The organism is Deltaproteobacteria bacterium, from assembly GCA_019308905.1.
Taxonomy (GTDB): Bacteria; Desulfobacterota; BSN033; order WVXP01; family WVXP01; genus JAFDHF01.
Genome location: JAFDHF010000013.1, coordinates 15,114 through 32,403, shown reverse-complemented (window position 1 = coordinate 32,403; position 17,290 = coordinate 15,114). Strand labels below are relative to the sequence as shown.

The 17,290-nt window shown below is 54.0% G+C and carries 15 protein-coding genes; 4 read left to right on the top strand and 11 right to left on the bottom strand.

Features of this window, described 5'->3' with window-relative positions; genetic code table 11:
* Positions 1 to 56: 56 nt before the first annotated feature.
* From JRJ26_06660 to JRJ26_06610, 11 genes are all read right to left on the bottom strand, one after another.
* Positions 57 to 1,601, bottom strand: coding sequence for an amidohydrolase family protein (locus JRJ26_06660; protein ID MBW2057160.1), 1,545 nt, complete (start codon positions 1,599 to 1,601; stop codon positions 57 to 59).
* A 95-nt stretch (positions 1,602 to 1,696) separates the two neighbouring features.
* On the bottom strand, positions 1,697 to 2,977 hold the full coding sequence (locus JRJ26_06655; GenBank protein MBW2057159.1) for a TRAP transporter large permease: 1,281 nt from the start codon (positions 2,975 to 2,977) through the stop codon (positions 1,697 to 1,699).
* A gap of 69 nt (positions 2,978 to 3,046) precedes the next feature.
* Positions 3,047 to 3,532: a TRAP transporter small permease gene (locus JRJ26_06650; GenBank protein MBW2057158.1), complete on the bottom strand. Its 486-nt coding sequence runs from the start codon at positions 3,530 to 3,532 to the stop codon at positions 3,047 to 3,049.
* A 118-nt stretch (positions 3,533 to 3,650) separates the two neighbouring features.
* A complete protein-coding gene (locus tag JRJ26_06645; GenBank protein MBW2057157.1) occupies positions 3,651 to 4,730 on the bottom strand; it encodes a TRAP transporter substrate-binding protein in 1,080 nt (359 codons plus the stop codon).
* Positions 4,731 to 4,907: 177 nt separating this feature from the next.
* The gene (locus JRJ26_06640; protein ID MBW2057156.1) at positions 4,908 to 6,044 is read right to left on the bottom strand and encodes a serine/threonine protein kinase; all 1,137 of its coding nucleotides are present in this window, start codon (positions 6,042 to 6,044) and stop codon (positions 4,908 to 4,910) included.
* Between the two features lie 53 nt (positions 6,045 to 6,097).
* Positions 6,098 to 7,525 carry an MmgE/PrpD family protein gene (locus tag JRJ26_06635; protein MBW2057155.1) on the bottom strand — a complete coding sequence of 476 codons (1,428 nt, stop codon included), beginning with the start codon at positions 7,523 to 7,525 and terminating at the stop codon, positions 6,098 to 6,100.
* A gap of 39 nt (positions 7,526 to 7,564) precedes the next feature.
* Positions 7,565 to 8,830 carry a TRAP transporter large permease gene (locus JRJ26_06630; protein ID MBW2057154.1) on the bottom strand — a complete coding sequence of 422 codons (1,266 nt, stop codon included), beginning with the start codon at positions 8,828 to 8,830 and terminating at the stop codon, positions 7,565 to 7,567.
* 33 nt (positions 8,831 to 8,863) lie between these two features.
* A complete protein-coding gene (locus JRJ26_06625; protein ID MBW2057153.1) occupies positions 8,864 to 9,382 on the bottom strand; it encodes a TRAP transporter small permease in 519 nt (172 codons plus the stop codon).
* Between the two features lie 147 nt (positions 9,383 to 9,529).
* A complete protein-coding gene (locus JRJ26_06620) occupies positions 9,530 to 10,609 on the bottom strand; it encodes a TRAP transporter substrate-binding protein (protein ID MBW2057152.1) in 1,080 nt (359 codons plus the stop codon).
* Positions 10,610 to 10,798: 189 nt separating this feature from the next.
* Entirely contained in the window at positions 10,799 to 12,091 is a 1,293-nt protein-coding gene (locus JRJ26_06615; protein MBW2057151.1) for a glycerate kinase, read from the bottom strand.
* A gap of 172 nt (positions 12,092 to 12,263) precedes the next feature.
* Positions 12,264 to 12,965: a GntR family transcriptional regulator gene (locus tag JRJ26_06610; protein ID MBW2057150.1), complete on the bottom strand. Its 702-nt coding sequence runs from the start codon at positions 12,963 to 12,965 to the stop codon at positions 12,264 to 12,266.
* A 445-nt stretch (positions 12,966 to 13,410) separates the two neighbouring features.
* On the opposite strand from JRJ26_06610, the gene JRJ26_06605 reads away from it, so the two are divergent.
* The 4 genes from JRJ26_06605 (at position 13,411) to JRJ26_06590 (ending at position 17,213) form a co-directional block, all read left to right on the top strand.
* A complete protein-coding gene (locus tag JRJ26_06605) occupies positions 13,411 to 13,860 on the top strand; it encodes an N-acetyltransferase (GenBank protein ID MBW2057149.1) in 450 nt (149 codons plus the stop codon).
* Between the two features lie 84 nt (positions 13,861 to 13,944).
* A complete protein-coding gene (locus JRJ26_06600) occupies positions 13,945 to 15,270 on the top strand; it encodes a GTPase (protein MBW2057148.1) in 1,326 nt (441 codons plus the stop codon).
* Positions 15,271 to 15,398: 128 nt separating this feature from the next.
* Positions 15,399 to 16,358: a carbamate kinase gene (arcC, locus tag JRJ26_06595; protein ID MBW2057147.1), complete on the top strand. Its 960-nt coding sequence runs from the start codon at positions 15,399 to 15,401 to the stop codon at positions 16,356 to 16,358.
* Between the two features lie 90 nt (positions 16,359 to 16,448).
* Positions 16,449 to 17,213, top strand: coding sequence for an HAD-IIA family hydrolase (locus tag JRJ26_06590; protein MBW2057146.1), 765 nt, complete (start codon positions 16,449 to 16,451; stop codon positions 17,211 to 17,213).
* The last annotated feature ends 77 nt before the right edge of the window (positions 17,214 to 17,290 follow it).

Genomic DNA, 17,290 nt, shown 5'->3' with positions numbered 1-17,290 from the left:
CCAGATCCGGCCTCCCAATCGCCGAGCCGAAATCTTCCCGACCACTTTCAGACTCCCTATTTTCGACTGTTCATCAAATAGAAGGGCTCATAGTCCATCTTCTCCCACCCCTCATACCACTTATGGCAATAAGGCTTAATCCTTTGAAGGGTTTCAGCGTACTTTCTCTGCTCGGGGCTGATCCCTTTGGCTATCTCCTTTCGTACCTCTTCATAGAGACGGTCAACGTCCACCTTTAAGAACCTCCGATCCTCCATGACCACCTCTCCACCCACAATCACCGTGTCGACATGAATCCCTTTGGCCCGGTGAATAAAGACCTCGGCGATGTTCATCTCAGGGGACATCCAGGGATCCTCCATCATTTCACCTAGGTTTACCAGGATGGCATCGGCCTTCATCCCGGGCTTGAGAGCACCGCACTCTCCTTCAAAACCGCAGACACGGGCCGCATTGGTCGTTCCCATCTTTAAAACGTCAAATCCACTCAGAGCCGGTGTGTTTGCAATATCGAATCCGGAAACCCGATGTAGTCGATGTATGACCCTCAGCTCCATGATGATATCGTCATCATCGTTGATGCTCTTATCGTCCATTCCCAGGGCGACATTGACCCCGGCCTTATGGAAATGGTAGACCGGAGCGATTCCGTTTCTGATGGCCAGGTTGCAGCTGGCGTGGTGAGTAATGGAAGACCCTTTGGAGGCAAGAAGCTCGATGTCTGCCTCGGAAGCGAAGACCATATGGCCAAAGGTGAAATTCTCATCCAGGAGGCCAAGATCTTCCAGGTGGGCTATCCAAGACTTGCCATACTGTCTTAGGCCGTATTTCTTGTTTGGGGGGCTTTGCAAAGTGTGAATATGGATCTGGATCTTACCTAGCTCATCTGCCCTCGTCTTTACTCTTTGATGAAAGTCATCGGTAATACCCTCGATCAGATTTGGACCAAACAGAATCCGCGTATTCTCGTCGTTATACTGGTCGTATAGTTCGTCAAAGAGAGCCATGTACTCATCCACCACGGCCTTTTTGTCATAGAAGACCATTGGCCGGCAGAACTCCTGTAGATCCGGCGGCAAGGTCTCGAAAAAGTGCGTATCATCCAGGATCAAGACGTCCTTATTGCACACCCCTGGTGAGTAGGCACACCGAATACCCACCTCGTGGTAACCTCTGATCGTCTTGCCCGCTCGTTCGACCATCTCATCTGCCTGTCCGGCCTTGCCAAAGTTGTTGTGATGCATAGTCGTACAACCGCTGCGCAGATGCCGCACCCCAGAGAGCATGGCGTTCAGTTCAGGATCGATTTCGATCAGGAAGGCCCAGTCGATCAGGATGTTTTCCACAAAATCGTAGGCTCCACCTCTTTGAAAGGGGCTCAACCCCCGGCCATGACTGTGCCCGTCGATAAGTCCGGGCATGAGCAGTTGTTTTCCATTTCCCTTGACCGTTGCCTGCGGATATTTCTTCCTCAAAGATCCGTAATCGCCCACCTCAACGACCTTCCCTCTGGAAAAATAGACTGCCCCATCTGTAAGAACACCATGCTCACCTGCACTGGCATCTGTGATCACGTATTTGCCCCTAGCTACGATATCCATGGATCGGCCTCCAACAGATACAATGATTTCCCATGCGACGTCTCTTCTGGTCAACCCTGATTGGATGTTCAGGGATTCCCCTCAGAACTGTTCCGTTATGAGACATATCCCAACGCCTTCGGGATCCATAGAGAAACAAAGGGGATATAACTCACCAACATGAGAACCCCGATCTCCACCAGCAGGAAGACGAAGATCTCCTTTGCCAGTTTCTCAAAGGTCACACCTGCAAGAGGAGCAACGATAAAGAGGTTCTGCCCCAGGGGAGGAGTGATCAGACCAATCACCAGATTCATGATCACGATGATCCCGAAATGTATGGGCTCGATTCCCAAATGAACCGCTATTGGAGCAAACACCGGGGCAAGGATCAGAATTGCCGGATTCTGATCCATAAACGTGCCCACAATGAGAAAGATTATGTTTATGGTTATGATAAACCCGTAATATCCCAGGGGGCGGACCATGGTTTCGAGTTTCAAGGCCACCTGTTCGTAAGCGATGACAAGACCGAAGATGTTTGAACACCCGATGATGACCATTACGATAGCTGTTATTGCCCCACTTCTGACAAACATACCCGGAAGATCGGAAAGCTTCAGCTCGCGATAGACAAAGAAGGTGATAATGAACGAATAAACAACCGCCACGGCCGCCGCTTCTGTGGGAGTAAAAATCCCTCCTATGATACCTCCGAGGATGATCACCGGTGTCATTATGGCCAAAATGGCATCTTTGGTAGCGACAAGGAACTCCCTCAGCGTCACCTTGTATTCCCTCTTGGGGTATCTGCGCCTCACCGAGATTACATAGCTTGCAATCATCAGTGCGACACCCACAAGAATGCCGGGAATCATCCCCGCCGCAAAGAGGCCACCGATGGAGACACCGCTTACGGCCATAGCATAAATGACTACAGGCAGGCTGGGAGGAATAATCGGCCCTATACAGGAAGAGGCCGCCGTGATGGCCGCTGAGAATTCAGCGTCGTATCCATTCTCCACCATCATGGGGATTTCGATGGAGCCCAGGGCACTGGCATCGGCTGCTGCCGCCCCGGTAATACCCCCAAACAACATACTGGCCATCACATTGGCAAGCGCCAGTCCGCCACGGACAAAGCCGACGCAGATCACGGCGAAATTGAGCAATCTCTTTGTGAGCCCCCCGTAGGCCATGATCTCTCCGGCGAGGATGAAGAAGGGGAGACACAGCAGAGGGAAGACGTTCATCCCTGAAAACCACTTCTGAGGGACGACCATCAAGGGGATACCCATAAGCAAAATCGCCCCCAGGCCGCTTATTCCCAATGAAAAAGCGATGGGAGCACCGAGGGCCATCGTTATTGCCAGAATCAAGAGCAGAACAGTGAGCACCATGGTTCGTTTCCCTTTTTGCCGACAGGGCCAGCCCGATCGTTACAGGCATAGGGATTTCGAAGCGTTCTAAGATCCACTCTCGGGGGAACGGAATCCTTTCAAATCCCTTATCAGGTTCTCCAAGCCTATCAAGAACATGATCCCACACCCGACGGGGATAGCCATGTTCGGGAAAGTCATGGGTATCTCCATCGCAGGAGTAAGGTGATTCCACTGTGAAATAGAGAAGATGAGGCCCTCAACCGTGCAGAATATAAGGAACACCAATAATGAGAGATGAACAAACACGCTTACCACCACAGCCGCATACCCGGTGAGTCTATCCTTTAGGAAAGCGATACTCACATGTAAACCCTCGCGCAGCGCATAAACAGACCCGAGAAGTGAAATCCAGACCAGGAGGTATCTTGCAAGTTCTTCAGGCCACCTCAAGGGGGCGAGAAACACGTACCGCAAAATCACCTGCACAAAAATGATGATCGTCATGACCGGCACCATGGCGATCAAGCCCCCCTTGCAGACCCAGAGTAAGGCATCGTTGACTCTTCCCATGGCAATCCACCTCCGATAAAGGCCAGGATTGAGGTCCTGTGGCTGCCCATCAAACACAGGCCTTTGGGCGGAGGGAAAGGTCTTTCCCTCCGCCCAGACACTCCATCGACCCCGGTCCTCAGTAGGGATACAGCTCCTTTTCCGCCTTTTCAGAGGCCTTGAGAAACTTATCCACCCATTCGGATCCGATCTTCTTCTTGGTCCAATCCACCATGTGGTCGTGGAGGGTGTCTTTCCATATCTTCATCTCCTTCGGGGTAGGAATGTAAACCTCCAATCCTTCCCCCCGGAAATAATCGACCCACAGGTTTTCACCCCAGAGGGTCATTCCCTCGAAAACCGTTATGGCCTGGAGAGCGGCATCCTTGATCAAAGCCTTGTCTTTGGCGGACAGCTTGTTCCAGAATTTTTCACTCACGTACAGGTTGGACATGCCCAGATAGAAATCCGACTTGTTTATATACTTCAGGACCTCATCGAGCTTTATTGAACGGACAAACGGTATGGCCGTGATGCATCCGTCGACGACCCCCTGTTGGAGCGAGGTATAGAGCTCTGAATAGGCGATGGGGGTCGGCGTACCCCCGGCGGTCCTGACGATTTCCATCAGGTTCGGCGTCTGAAGGGTCCTCAACTTCTGTCCCTTAAGGTCGCTGGGCACGCGAATCGGTTTCTTTGCCGACATGAAATTATAGTACGGCCCCTCAAAGCTCCACGCGAGCACCCGGATGCCGCTCTTCTTGGCAATCGATTCGGCCAGCTCGTCACCCAGGGGCCCGGACAATACCTTCTTGGCTACGTTGATGTCCTTGAACAGGTAAGGAATCTGGATCGCCAGGACCTCAGGTGCGAAGTTCGGCAGCGGCCCGCCTGGATAGCCGCTCATATCCATTGCACCGGACCGGAGCATCTCCAGTGCTTCCATCTCACTGCCAAGCTGCCCGGAGGGGAAGATGCTTACCTTGATTCTCCCCCGGGTCATTCTCTCTATGGTACTCTTAAAGGACTGGCACTTGATATGGGTTGAAGCGAACTCACCATTGGTCTTCTCTATGCTGAGCTCGAGGGGCGGGTCGATGCTCCCCATCTTGATGGTGATCGTCTTTGCGAACCCCTGTGGAGCAAAGGCAAGGCAGACAAAAACAAATGCCAGAGCAAGGACTCCCAACCTGGAAACGGTGTTTTTCTTTCTCTTCATTTTGCTCCTCCTTTGAATCGCTGACAGGTTCCTTCGGGTACCTTACCAATCCAGACCACGAGAACGCTTCATCACCCCCTTTCCAAAATGATTGCCGATTCATGGCCAAAAGGAGAGATAACCATCCAGAGCCTTCTGGCCACCTTCTTTTCAGGGAATCAAATACCATGAATCCGACTAAAATCCCTCGACCTGTTTCGGGAAGTAGTCCTCCAAGGTACCTTCCCGGTAGACATCTGCCGTTGCGCAGTGGAGACCACCCCCGAATGGAGAGACTTCATAGAAGGGAACCGGAATCACTTCGAAGCCGTGTTTGTCGAGCAGGTCAATCACCGGGGTCTCACTGGCCTCCACACAGACCGTCTTGGGATCAAGCACGAGAAGGTTCATGTTCAGCCAGATGCTGCAAAAGGTCATCGGCCTCTTTTCCTTGAGAACCGACTTAGGGGCGAGCAGGACCTCCCAGTCGTTCTTCTTGAACAACTCGCCCTGTCCCTTTTCCAGAGGGGTTCGCACCGGATTGATCAGCACCAGACCCGGCCGGAGGGGGACGATGGTCGTGTCCATGTGCCACGGGGTGAGTTCCCTGTACCTCACCTTGTGGATTCGATGGTTCGGATAGTGGCGGCGCAACCAGTCTATGCCGGAGTCGTTCGTCACCATCGACTTCTGGACAAAGAGGTCCTTCCCGCACCGCACCACGTCGGCCGCATCAAACAAGGGCTCGACCTCGGTTATGATCCAGTCGCTCTTTTCGGCCCGTTTGTACTTCTCTTCTTCACTCAGGGAATTCCACTCCTTCCAGAAGTCCTTCTTGTAAGTCCGTTCCGTGAGACGGGGCTTCGGCGCCGCCTCCCACCTCATGTTCGGGTCGTCCTTGAAATACTGCTCCATGAGCGGGCGATAGCAGAGATATTCAAACCACCTGCTGCGAAAAGACATGGTGGCTTCCAGAATCTCGTTGCCCACAGTGAGCAAAAGATCCCGGGGGGGCATGCAGCCGAACATCGACTTCTGCACCCAGTCGGGGGTCTGGACGGTCTGGCTGAAATCAAGCGGGGTGGGCCTGTCTACGCGAACGCCCCGGCTTTCCAGGATTTTTGCAAAATTGTCGAGCTGCTCGTTAGCTTTTTCTTCCATCTCCTTGGGCAGAGGTCCATACTTGCCCAGGGGGAATCCGTACTCGGGCCAGTCCCGCTGAACAGCAGGCTCCGGTGCCTGAACCATGGTCCCATCGGCCCTGCCGACGATGATATGCTTGAGCGGATCCCACTCGTTCCAGCTATTGACAATGTTCTTTCGGTCCTCTGGCATTACGTCTACCTCCTTTGAAGTTGTTTTCTGAACACGGGCTCGGCTATACCGCCCTATGCGGGGGTCATCAGACGAATTATATCATTCGTGTTGCCGAGTGTCTCCAGATTCCTGCACTCTTTGATGAGATTCTCCACGTTTCTCTCGGGAATCTCCGCCGCCCCAAAAGGCGGCATCAATTTGAACTTGCCCGCAACTTCATCCCAAGACAGGGGATTGAGAAACCCTCCTTTGATCTCATCGATAGGGGTCCTCTTTGTATATTCCCTGCCGTCCCGGAGCCTGATAGTCACGATGGATTCAAAGGCCGCCAGACTTTCGTTGACCAGGCACTTCACCTTCGGCATCAAGCTTCGCACTCGAGGATTATGGAGTTCTTCCGGCGTGTAGTCATCGACGAAGATCTTTCCCTTTATGATTGCCGTACATATGGCAAAGGGGGTGCTGAACTGGGCTTCAACCATGGTTTCCGGGTTCCAGGCCACCTGTGGCGGCTGGCAGCCGGCCCTGTGGTTTGCCGGATCAAGCTCGACCGTAATTTCCTCTATCTCGGCAACATCGATTCGGTTCGCCTCGATGAGGGCCCTTGCCCCGCTTATGGGGCTGTGATTTCCGTAGAGGGAAGCATAGAGCTTTATGTTATCCTTGAGGAGCTCCCAGGTCGTACCGAGTCCACGTGTGAGAGGCTCGAATTCACTCTCCCAGACATAATCGATGGCAAAAAGGCCTTTTTCCCCTGTAAAGACGCGATGAGCCCCCGTAACTCCCCTCTGGGCCAGCAGGACGGCGTTGATCGCATCCCGGCAGACAAAGCCGTGGTGTACGCGGACCATCAGATTACGTTCCACGTACATCTGCTCGTCCCTGGCGCTTATCAGATGAAAGGCGATGCCGAGGGCGTTCTGCATCGTTGCCTTGTCCAGACCCAAGAGTTTACCAACCGCTGCAGTTGCCTCAAAATGACCGAGCTGGGGGTGTCTTCCTGCAGCACAGGCCTTGTCACTGCAATGACAGGCGTTCCCTATCCGGCTCCCCACCTCGCACGCAAGAGCGTAGGCGGTGATGAATTCCTCACCCCTCACACCTCCCTTCAACTCCGCCGCCGGAAGCAGAGCCGGAACCACATACTCGCTTATGTGACAGGCTTGCGGGTGTGTATCCCCCATGTCCAGAGCGCGTGCCATGGGACCTATGGCGAAAGCCGCATTGGGAGCCGGTACCTTGCCTCCATACACAAGGATCGTACTTTGCCTGGCACCTCCCCAACCCTTAACCAGGCTGACTATCTCCGAAATGGCCTCCTGCAGGGAACCGCCGATGGTGATTCCCAGGGTATCCAGAAAGAGTTTCTTGACGTGTTCCACCACCTCGGGGGGCAGATGCCCGTAGTCCGTCTCCACGATGAACTCAGCCAGCCGCTCCATCGGCTCTACTGGAGGGATCTCTACGGATTTTCTGGGGTTTCCTGTCTCTTTCCTCAAGATATCGCTCCGTTCTCCTGTCAGACTCGTCTCTCCTTCTCACTGCACATAACCGAGCAGCCTGGGGATCCATAACGAAATGACAGGAACGTAGGTGACCAGAAGGAGTACACCGATCTCCACCAGCAGGAAGGGAAAGATCTCTTTTGTCACCTCTTCGAATGAGACCTTTGCGATAGGTCCCACGACAAAGAGAACAAGGCCCAGCGGCGGAGTGATCAGGCCGATGACAAGATTCACTACCACAATGATCCCAAAATGGACCGGGTCAATTCCCAGGCTGTGCGCTACCGGAGCGAATACGGGAGCGAGAATCAGAATAGCCGGGTTATTGTCCATGAAGGTTCCCACAAAGAGGAAAATCACGTTGATTGCCAGAAGAAACCCGTAGTATCCCAGGGGACTGATGAGCACCTGGAGTTTTTGCGCAGCCTGCTCGATGGCGACGACCACCCCGAAAACAGTCGAGGTCCCGATGATGATCATTACAAGCGCAGCCCCTACCCCGCTCTGAAGGAACATCTTTGGCAGATCAGAGATCTTCAGTTCGTGATACACAAAGTGAGAAATGGCCAGCGTATAAACGACCGCTACTGCTGCCGCCTCGGTAGGAGTGAAGACACCCCCCAAGATACCGCCAAGTATGATCAGAGGGGTCATGAGAGCCAAAAAGGCATCTCTCGAGGCAACAAGGAACTCCCGGAACGTTACCTTCTGCTTCCTCTTGGGGTAGCTTCTCTTTCGTGCTATCACATACGAGGCTGCCATCAGGGCCAGCCCGACGAGAATACCCGGGATCATCCCCGCTGCAAATAGGGCACCTATGGAGACGCCGTAAACGGCCATGGCATAGATAACCACAGGGATGCTCGGCGGAATGATCGGGCCTATGCAGGCGGAGGCCCCGGTGATTGCTGCCGAAAACGACGCATCGTATCCGTTCTCCGTCATCATGGGTATCTCAACAGAACCCAGTGCACTCGCATCGGCAACGGCCGCACCGGTAATCCCGCCGAAGAGCATGCTGGCCACCACATTGGCCAATGCCAGCCCACCCCTGATGAACCCGACCAGAATAACGGCGAAATTGAGCAGCCTCCTGGTGAATCCCCCGTAGCCCATGATTTCGCCCGCCAGGATGAAAAAGGGAACACAGAGAAGGGGAAAACAGTTTATCCCTCCGAATATCTTTGCTGGCAAGATACTCAACGGGGTATGCATGAGGAGTATGGCCGCCAGTCCACTGATGCCCAACGTCCAGGCGATAGGAATACCTATGGCCATCGTCAGCCCCATGATCATCATGAGAGCAGCCAGAATCATCCTTTCCTTCCCCGCTTATCGACCAACAGCCTCAGCCTGGCTTTTTTCGAAAGTTCCTCGGTTCTTTTGAGAGAGTTTCCCCACATCCTTGAGAAAGAGTTCCAAACCAAACATGACCATAATCCCGAACCCCACCGGAACGGCAAGCTTTGGCAGAGTCATCGGTATCCGCATACTGGGCGTTTTTTGTAGCCACTGTGAGTAGGATTCCTTTACGCCGCAGACAAAGCAAAACATGAAGAATCCGATCATCAGAAAATAGCTCGTCCACAGAACGAATGTCTTGAAGGTCTCCGGAAGCCTATCCCTTATGAAAACGACACTTATGTGCATACCCTTCCTTACGGCGTAGGCGGCGCCCAAACACGAAATCCAGACCAGAAGGTATCTCGACATCTCTTCAGGCCACCGAAGGGGGGCCGAAAACACATAGCGCAGAACGACCTGCACGAAAATAATGGCGGTCATGAAGGGAACCATGATCATGATCGATACCGCACAAAAGGACATCAAGTAATCGTTTATCTTCTCCATCCCCAACTCCTGACGGCCTGGCATCCGGTCATCCGGCAAGACCTGTGGCTCGAAGCAGCTGAGACTTCCGGCAGGGACCATGGCGGGATCTGTCCGCAGGCAGGATGTGCGTCCCTCCGAACAGACCCCGCAGGTCCAAGATGACCCTCAGTCTCCGTAGAGCTCCCTTTCGGCGTCTTCTGACGCCTTGAGGAACTTATCCACCCATTCAGAACCGATCTGTTTTTTTGTCCACTTGATCATGTGAGGTCTGATGGTCTGCCTCCATATTTCCATCTCTTTGGGCGTCGGATAGTAGACCTCGATACCCTTTTTCTTGAAATAGTCAACCCATATTGGCTCGCTGAACAGCACCATTCCGTCATAGACCCTCATGGCCTCTAGAGCACACTTTACGATCAGGTATCTGTCTGCCGGCGAAAGGGACTGGTAGAACTTCTCGTTGACATGGAAGTTCGAAAAAGCCAGGTAGAAATCGGCCTTGCAGATGTATTTGATGACCTCGTCAACCTTCGCCATCCGGACAAAAGGCAAGGGACACTCCAACCCGTCAATAACCCCCTGCTGCATCGAGGTGTAGATCTCAGTCCACGGGACGGGCGTAGGTGTTCCCCCGGCAACCTTCACGATCTCATGCATACTCGGAGTTTCCATGACCCTGATCTTCTGGCCCTTCAAGTCACTCGGTACATGGATCGGTTTCTTTATCGACTGAAAATTCGCATAGGGGCCTTCAAACCCCCATTGCAGAACCCGAATCCCCGTTTTCTTGATTATGAGTTGTCTCAGCTCTTCTCCCAGCGGACCGTTTAAGACCCTTAGGGCGACACTGGTGTCCTTGAAGAGATAGGGAATCTGGTACGCCAAGACCTCTGGTACCCAGTTCGACATAGGGTTGCCAGGATATGCGTTCACTTGCATCGTACCGTCTCTCACCATCTCCAATGCTTCCCTGTCGTTGCCAAGCTGCCCAGCCGGGTAGACCTTTACCTTGAATTTCCCTCCACTCGCAGACTCCAAGAGGGATTTGAACACCTGGGCCTTAACATTGGTCGAAGCATAGTTACCGTTGGTCTTGTCCAGGGTCAGTTCGAGAGGGGCGTCATAGCTGCCAACCTTGATCGTGATACTCTTCGAAAAGGCAATCGAACTCCCGGCAAACCCCGCGAACATGACAACAAGAGCGATGACCATTCCTTTCGTAAACGTTTCTTTCGCAAGAATCATTTCAATCCCTCCTCGCACCCCTTCTGGGTGCCTTAAAGAGTGTTTTCCTTAGCCCCTTCCTAGAATAGAAGACGATCCTCACCTCCTTTCGAGAAACCGGCCCCACCCGTGAATCCCCGTTTCGGTCTCTCGGCAAGTTCACCCTACCACCGGATCTGAAAAGCACCTCATCAAAGTCGCCCGATGATCTCAAACCAGGATACTGAATTTCAGATCATTGACATTTGTCCCGGTGTGGCCTGTAACAAGGGCATCACCGAGAGACATGAGGGCAGAAAGCACCTCGTGATCCTCCAGAGACCGGTAGAGATCGATCCCCTTGAGGCGGGCCCTGTCGATAGTCGAGGCGTCTGCGATCGCTCCGGCCGCAGGGGTCGGCCCGTCGGTGCCGTCTGTATCCAATCCGGCAACGGCAAATCCCTCTTGGCCTTCCATGCCCAGGACCGCACCCACCACAAACTCCTGGTTGGGGCCCCCCTTGCCGAAATTCCTTCTCAGGGTTACTGTGGTCTCTCCACCCCCGATCAACACACAGGGGGGGTTGACAAACCCCCCGGATCTTCGAATCTCTTTGCCGATGGCGGCAAAGTTTCTCCCCAGCTCACGGCTCTCCCCGTCGAACATGGTCGATAGGACCACGGGCTCCAAGCCGAGCGATTTCGCGGCGGTCACGGCTCCGTGACAGGCCGAATCGCCGGGCACCAGGATAAAGCTGTGGCAGGGCATTCCTCCGTAATCTTTTGGAGTTTCCTCGCGAGGACCCCCTGCCGCCAGATAGGCCCGAACAGAAGGGGGAACCTTTTTCAGAAGGCCGTATTTTTCGAGGCAACGCCTGGCATCCTCGAAGGTCGAAGTGTCTGGTACCGTGGGATCGGTAATATAGTCCAGTTGATCCCCGATTACATCAGACACCGTGAGATTGATGAGTTCCGCGGGGAAGACGGCTAGGCCGAGGCGCCCTCCCTTGATTCTTGAAAGGTGCTTTCGTACGGCGTTGATTTCGAATATGGAGGCCCCGCTCGAAAGGAGCAGGCGATTCACCTTCTTTTTCTCGGACAACCGAACCGAGTCAGCCGGCATGGGCAAAAGAGCGGAACTCCCCCCCGTAATGCAGGCAAAAACGATGTCTCCTTTGCCTGCCTTCTCTGCCAGCTTCATCATCTCCCTGGCCCCCCGAAGTCCGTTCCTATCCGGGATGGGGTGAGAGGCCTCGATGATTCTGATACGGTCCAGACTCGCCGCCTGCCCTCTTTTCAGTACCACCAGCCCCTCAGAGATCCGATCTCCAAGAATCTCTTCCAGCGCTCTGGCGATCGGGTAGGTGGCCTTGCCCGTGCCGATAACGTAGATCCTCCCCCCTTTTGAGAGATCATAGACGAGAGGTCCCACGGTGAGCCTGTCTCCTTCCAGGCGGACAAGGCTCTTTGCAGCATGATAGGGATTCGATGCCTCCAGGGCCGATTCGATTATCTGGAGAGCCATGGTTCTCAACCGCCTGTTGCCGTGGGACAACAGCTCGTCCCGGTTCCGAACATAGGGTTTCAATGGAATCTCTCTCCAATCGAGCCGGAGCAGTCCCCTCTCCCCGAATTCCGGGACCCTCGATGAGGGTCTCTCCGAGCCCAGGCTGGTCTTCCGCCTCAAGAGATAGTCGCTAAGACCTGGCCCGGTTTTGCCTCTCTTGGTGACCACCGCGGGCTCTCTTCACAAGAACCCCTTTGATCACCTCCAGCGCATCGCCTATGTGTTCTCTTATGCATCTCTCAGCGCGAGGACTGTCACTGCTCTTTATCGCCTCCATCACCGGATAATGGACCTTCAGGAGCCGGTCCCGCTCCTGGTAGGAGGCCTCTTCCATGGCGATGAACACCCTCACCTGGTCCTGCAAGGTCAACCACATCTCCAGGAGTCGCCGGTGGCCGGAAAGCTCGCAGATGGTTCGATGAAACCGCATGTCCTCGGAAAAGACGCCCCCCTTCTGCTTTGCGGCCACCCGGTCCATGGCTTTCAGCACGGATTCGAGCTTCTGGATGTGTCTGGGAGCGAGCTTCTCCATGAGAATCCGCACCGCTAGCTCCTCGAGTGCGCTTCTGAGGCTGTAGAGTTCTTCCAGGTCCTTCAGATCGAACCTGGAAACATAACTCCCCTTGAAGGGAGTCGTCATCACAATCCCTTCCTTGTCGAGACACCGGATCGCCTCCCGGATGGCAAAGCGGCTGATCCCCATCTCCTTGGCGAGCTCGGCTTCAACGATTCGATCCCCCGGCTTCAACTTGCCGGAATGTATAGCGCTCCTGATCTCCTTGAGGGCAATCTCCATGAGAGTCGTTCTCTGCTGCTTCTGAAAGATCGCCATGCTCCTCTCCTCGGGTCTGCACGCGGAGACCGCGGGCTGAGAAAACCGGCCGCGTCGTATAGTCGACTGATGATTAAGGACTGTCGACAGTCAACCATTTTACCATACCGCCCCCGCCTGTCAAGAAAAAAAATCTTCCCCCATCGGCCTTGTCCGAACCGGAACCTGAGCAGCAAAAAATGGCGACAAGAATTAGCAATATAGAATTTTTGAATCTGATATTATGAAAACTACAAGATTGTCGAAGCGGTTTTACTTGACAAGGGCCATCCGGCGTGCTAATAATTTCTGGGACTGATCCCGGCTCTCTGCCCCGGTGGCTGGCTGAGATCGGTCTCGGAGGGCCTGTCGTCACCGAGAAACCGTGCAAAACCGAGAGGCAGAATCGGGGAAGCATCAACAATGGAAACCGGATTTACAGAGGGGATTGGTGAGTAGCTTCAGTATAAGAACAGCACGAGTGGACGATGTAGATTCGATTCTGAGGCTTGTGAATTACTATGCAACTAAGGGAATGATGCTGCCGAAAACCGCCTTCAAGGTGTACAAGAATCTACAGAACTACTTTGTAGTGGAAAGAGATAGTAGTATATTGGCGTGTGCTTCATTGGTAGTCCTTTGGAGGGATTTGGCGGAGATATGTTCTCTTGCTGTAGATGAAAAATATCAAAGACAGGGGATTGGAAGAAAATTGGTTCAGAAGTGTATGGAAAAGGCAAAGGAGCTTAATGTGCCTAAGGTTATTGTTTTAACCTACCGGGACGAATTCTTCGAAAAGATGGGGTTCTATGCCGTGGACAAGGATTCATTTCCCAGAAAGCTCATGTGGGAGTGCCTCGAATGCCCGAAACTCGAACATTGCGATGAGCAGGCTTACGTGATAGATCTGAAGTGAGTGAGTACCGGGAAATGGTCACTACGGTTCTCTGTAAGACTGCTTTTTTCAATGCTCAAATCCTTCAAAGAGAGAGGAGTTCTTATGGCTGAGAATGTAATCATCATGGGCGCTGCTGGACGCGATTTTCACAACTTCAACGTCTATTTCAAGGACAACACCCGTTACAAGGTCGTTGCTTTTACGGCCACCCAAATTCCAGACATTGAGGGGCGTCTCTACCCGCCAGAGCTGGCTGGAGAATCGTACCCCGAAGGGATACCCATCCACGCCGAAGAAGAGCTTGCCGGGCTCATCCAGAAACACAAGGTGGATCTGGTGGCCTTCTCCTATAGCGATGTACCCCATGTTCAGGTCATGCACAAGGCCTCCCTTGCAACTGCCAACGGCGCCGATTTCATACTCATCGGCGCCCGGCATACTATGCTCGCCTCCAGGAAGCCGGTGGTTTCGATCTGTGCTGTCCGAACAGGATGCGGCAAGTCGCAGACTACTCGCCACGTCTGTAAGATCATGACCGATACCGGCAGAAAGGTCGTCGCCGTCCGCCATCCCATGCCCTATGGGGATCTGAAGGCCCAGGCTGTTCAGCGGTTTTCCAGCTACGAGGATTTTGAAAAACATCACTGCACGATAGAAGAAAGAGAGGAGTACGAACCCCTGGTAGCCCAGGGAACGGTGGTTTATGCCGGGGTTGATTACAAGCAGATACTGGAGCAAGCGGAAAAGGAAGCCGACGTGGTTGTGTGGGACGGTGGAAACAACGACACTCCCTTCTTCTCCCCGGATATTCAAATCGTGATCTTCGATCCCCACAGAGCAGGGCACGAGCTGCTCTATTTCCCAGGTGAAACGAACATGCTCATGGCAGACATAGCCGTGATCAACAAGACCGACAGTGCAAAACCGGAAAAGGTCGATGAGGTCCGAAAGAACATAGAGAAATACGCTCCCCGTGCACAGATCATCCTGGCCGAATCGGCGGTCCTCGTGGACGACCCCGACCAGATCCGGGGCAAGCGTGTCCTGGTAGTGGAAGACGGCCCTACCCTCACCCACGGAGAGATGACCTACGGAGCAGGAGTCATCGCCGCCAAAAGGTATGGAGCAGCCGAAATAGTCGATCCCAGGCCCTACATTACCGGAACCATCAAGGAGACCTTCAGGACCTATCCCCACATCGGCACTCTGTTGCCTGCCATGGGATACGGGGAGCAGCAGATCCATGACCTGGAGCTCACGATCAACCGGACCGACTGCGATCTGGTGCTCTCTGCAACGCCCATTGATCTGCCGAAACTCGTTTCGATCAACAAACCGAATCTCCGAGTGCGTTACGAGTACTCGGATCACGGTGAACCGACACTCAAGGAGGTGCTTCTCAGCCGTTTGCAGGAGCTGACCAAGTAAATCATCACAGTTTGTGATAGAAACCCGCAGGCCATCGTGGGCGGCCGGTCAGAGGCTGCCTGCTTGCGGGTTTCAGATTCCAGTGGGAACAAGGAACCAGCATTTCCCATCGACGAGGAGAGGTCTGTATGACGAATTCGCACGCTAAGAAGGAAGTTCTTTTGATTGCTCTTGGAGGCAACGCCCTCATCCAGAGAGGACAGGAAGGCACTGCCGCTCAACAGATGGAGAATCTCAAGGTTCCGGCCCGGCAGATCGCCAGGCTTTCCCGAGATTACCGGATCATAGTCACCCACGGCAACGGGCCACAGGTGGGCAATATTCTCCTGCAGCAGGAGTCCTGCGACGAGGTTCCGAAACTGCCTCTGGAGATACTAGTGGCTCAGACCCAGGGACAGATCGGTTACATGATCGAATCGACCCTGGACACGGCACTCATGGAGATCGGAATCGACACCGAACAACTCCTGGTAAACGTAATCACCTATGTCGTCGTAGACCAGAACGACCCGGCCTTCGATAATCCTTCCAAGCCTATCGGCCCCGTCTACTCGGAAGAGAAGGCCGCAGCTCTCCCCTATCCAACACGAAAGACCGCCAAGGGATACCGGCGGGTGGTGGCTTCTCCCAGGCCGGTCACGGTCATAGAAAAACGAGAGATCAGGAAACTCGTCGACATGGACTTCATAGTGATATGTTGTGGAGGAGGGGGTATCCCGGTCGTCCGTCAGGGCCGGGCTTTTGCGGGAGTGGATGCGGTGATCGACAAAGACCTCTGCAGTGCCAAGCTCGCCGAAGAAGTCGGAGTGGACAGTCTCATCATCGCCACCGATGTCGAGGGAGCAGCCATCAATTACGGCAAGCCCAACCAGAAGATCCTCCGCTCCCTGACCCTGGAGGACATGGCCCGGTTTTGGGAAGAAGGCCATTTCCCTCCGGGTTCTATGGGTCCCAAAGTCGAGGCTGCCATGGACTTCCTAGATAAAGGGGGAAAGAGGGCGGTGATCACCTCCATCGAAAACATCGAAAAGGCAGTAAGAGGCGAGGCCGGCACGGAGATCGTCAAGGCCCCTTCCGGGCAGGCGTAGAGAAACACCGGACCGATCCGTGGCCGGGTACCGGTTTCATCCCTCCTGCACCGGGTTTTCTCCTCTTTCACGGGAGGGAGGGCCTACTCCGTGAGCGCGAGATTTGAAGGGGTCTTCTTCGACGTAGATGGTGTCCTGGAGTTCCAGGGTAAGGTCTATCCCGGTGCCGTCGAATTGATCGAATTCCTCCGCAGGAAGGGCGTCCTCATCCGAATCGTGACAAACAGCACCCTCAAGAGCAGAAAGAGCTGCGCTTCCGGGCTCCAGGCCAAGGGTTTCCAGATCGGTGAAGACGAGGTTATTACGGCCTCTTTTGCCACGGCCGAATACCTCAGGCTCCTCCATCCCAGATCGTGCTGGGTGATGCTGAAAAGGGAAGGCCTCGAAGAATTCAGGGACCTCCCCCACGACGACAGGAATCCGGAATACCTGGTGCTTGGAGACCTCCGGGAGGATTTCAATTTTCAGAACATGAACAGGGCCCTGAAATTGCTGCTCCGGGGTTCCAAGTTCATCGTCATGATACCCGAAACCGTCGACAACAGCATGGGTGGGGTGGAACTTACGGTCGGAGCCTATGGCAAGATGCTCGAAGACGCCGCCCGTGTGAAAGCCACCTACATCGGGAAACCCAACAGATATATCTTCGATATCGCCCTTGCGACGATGAACGTCCCCAGAGACAGGGTCGTCATGATCGGCGACAAGATCCTCACCGACATATTGGGGGCAAAGAAGGCCGGGATAAAATCGGTCCTGGTGAAGACCGGGGAGTTCAAAGAGAGCGATCTGAAGGGCCATATCAGGCCCGATTATGTCTTTGATTCGGTAAAGGACGCTGCAGGACTCTTCTAGTCCTATCTGATCCGGGACGATTCATGAAGGGTTGCAATCATCCGTTCACCTGGATATAGTAGACCGACCCCGGGGGA

Bases quoted from the DNA above. Each gene is read 5' to 3' on its own strand.
- JRJ26_06615 (MBW2057151.1), bottom strand. From the start codon at position 12,091: ATGGCTCTCCAGATAATCGAATCGGCCCTGGAGGCATCGAATCCCTAT.
- JRJ26_06650 (MBW2057158.1), bottom strand. From the start codon at position 3,532: ATGGGAAGAGTCAACGATGCCTTACTCTGGGTCTGCAAGGGGGGCTTG.
- JRJ26_06645 (MBW2057157.1), bottom strand. From the start codon at position 4,730: ATGAAGAGAAAGAAAAACACCGTTTCCAGGTTGGGAGTCCTTGCTCTG.
- JRJ26_06610 (MBW2057150.1), bottom strand. From the start codon at position 12,965: ATGGCGATCTTTCAGAAGCAGCAGAGAACGACTCTCATGGAGATTGCC.
- JRJ26_06625 (MBW2057153.1), bottom strand. From the start codon at position 9,382: ATGGAGAAGATAAACGATTACTTGATGTCCTTTTGTGCGGTATCGATC.
- JRJ26_06620 (MBW2057152.1), bottom strand. From the start codon at position 10,609: ATGATTCTTGCGAAAGAAACGTTTACGAAAGGAATGGTCATCGCTCTT.
- JRJ26_06660 (MBW2057160.1), bottom strand. From the start codon at position 1,601: ATGGATATCGTAGCTAGGGGCAAATACGTGATCACAGATGCCAGTGCA.
- JRJ26_06640 (MBW2057156.1), bottom strand. From the start codon at position 6,044: ATGCCAGAGGACCGAAAGAACATTGTCAATAGCTGGAACGAGTGGGAT.
- JRJ26_06630 (MBW2057154.1), bottom strand. From the start codon at position 8,830: ATGATGATCATGGGGCTGACGATGGCCATAGGTATTCCTATCGCCTGG.
- JRJ26_06600 (MBW2057148.1), top strand. From the start codon at position 13,945: ATGGCTGAGAATGTAATCATCATGGGCGCTGCTGGACGCGATTTTCAC.
- arcC (MBW2057147.1), top strand. From the start codon at position 15,399: ATGACGAATTCGCACGCTAAGAAGGAAGTTCTTTTGATTGCTCTTGGA.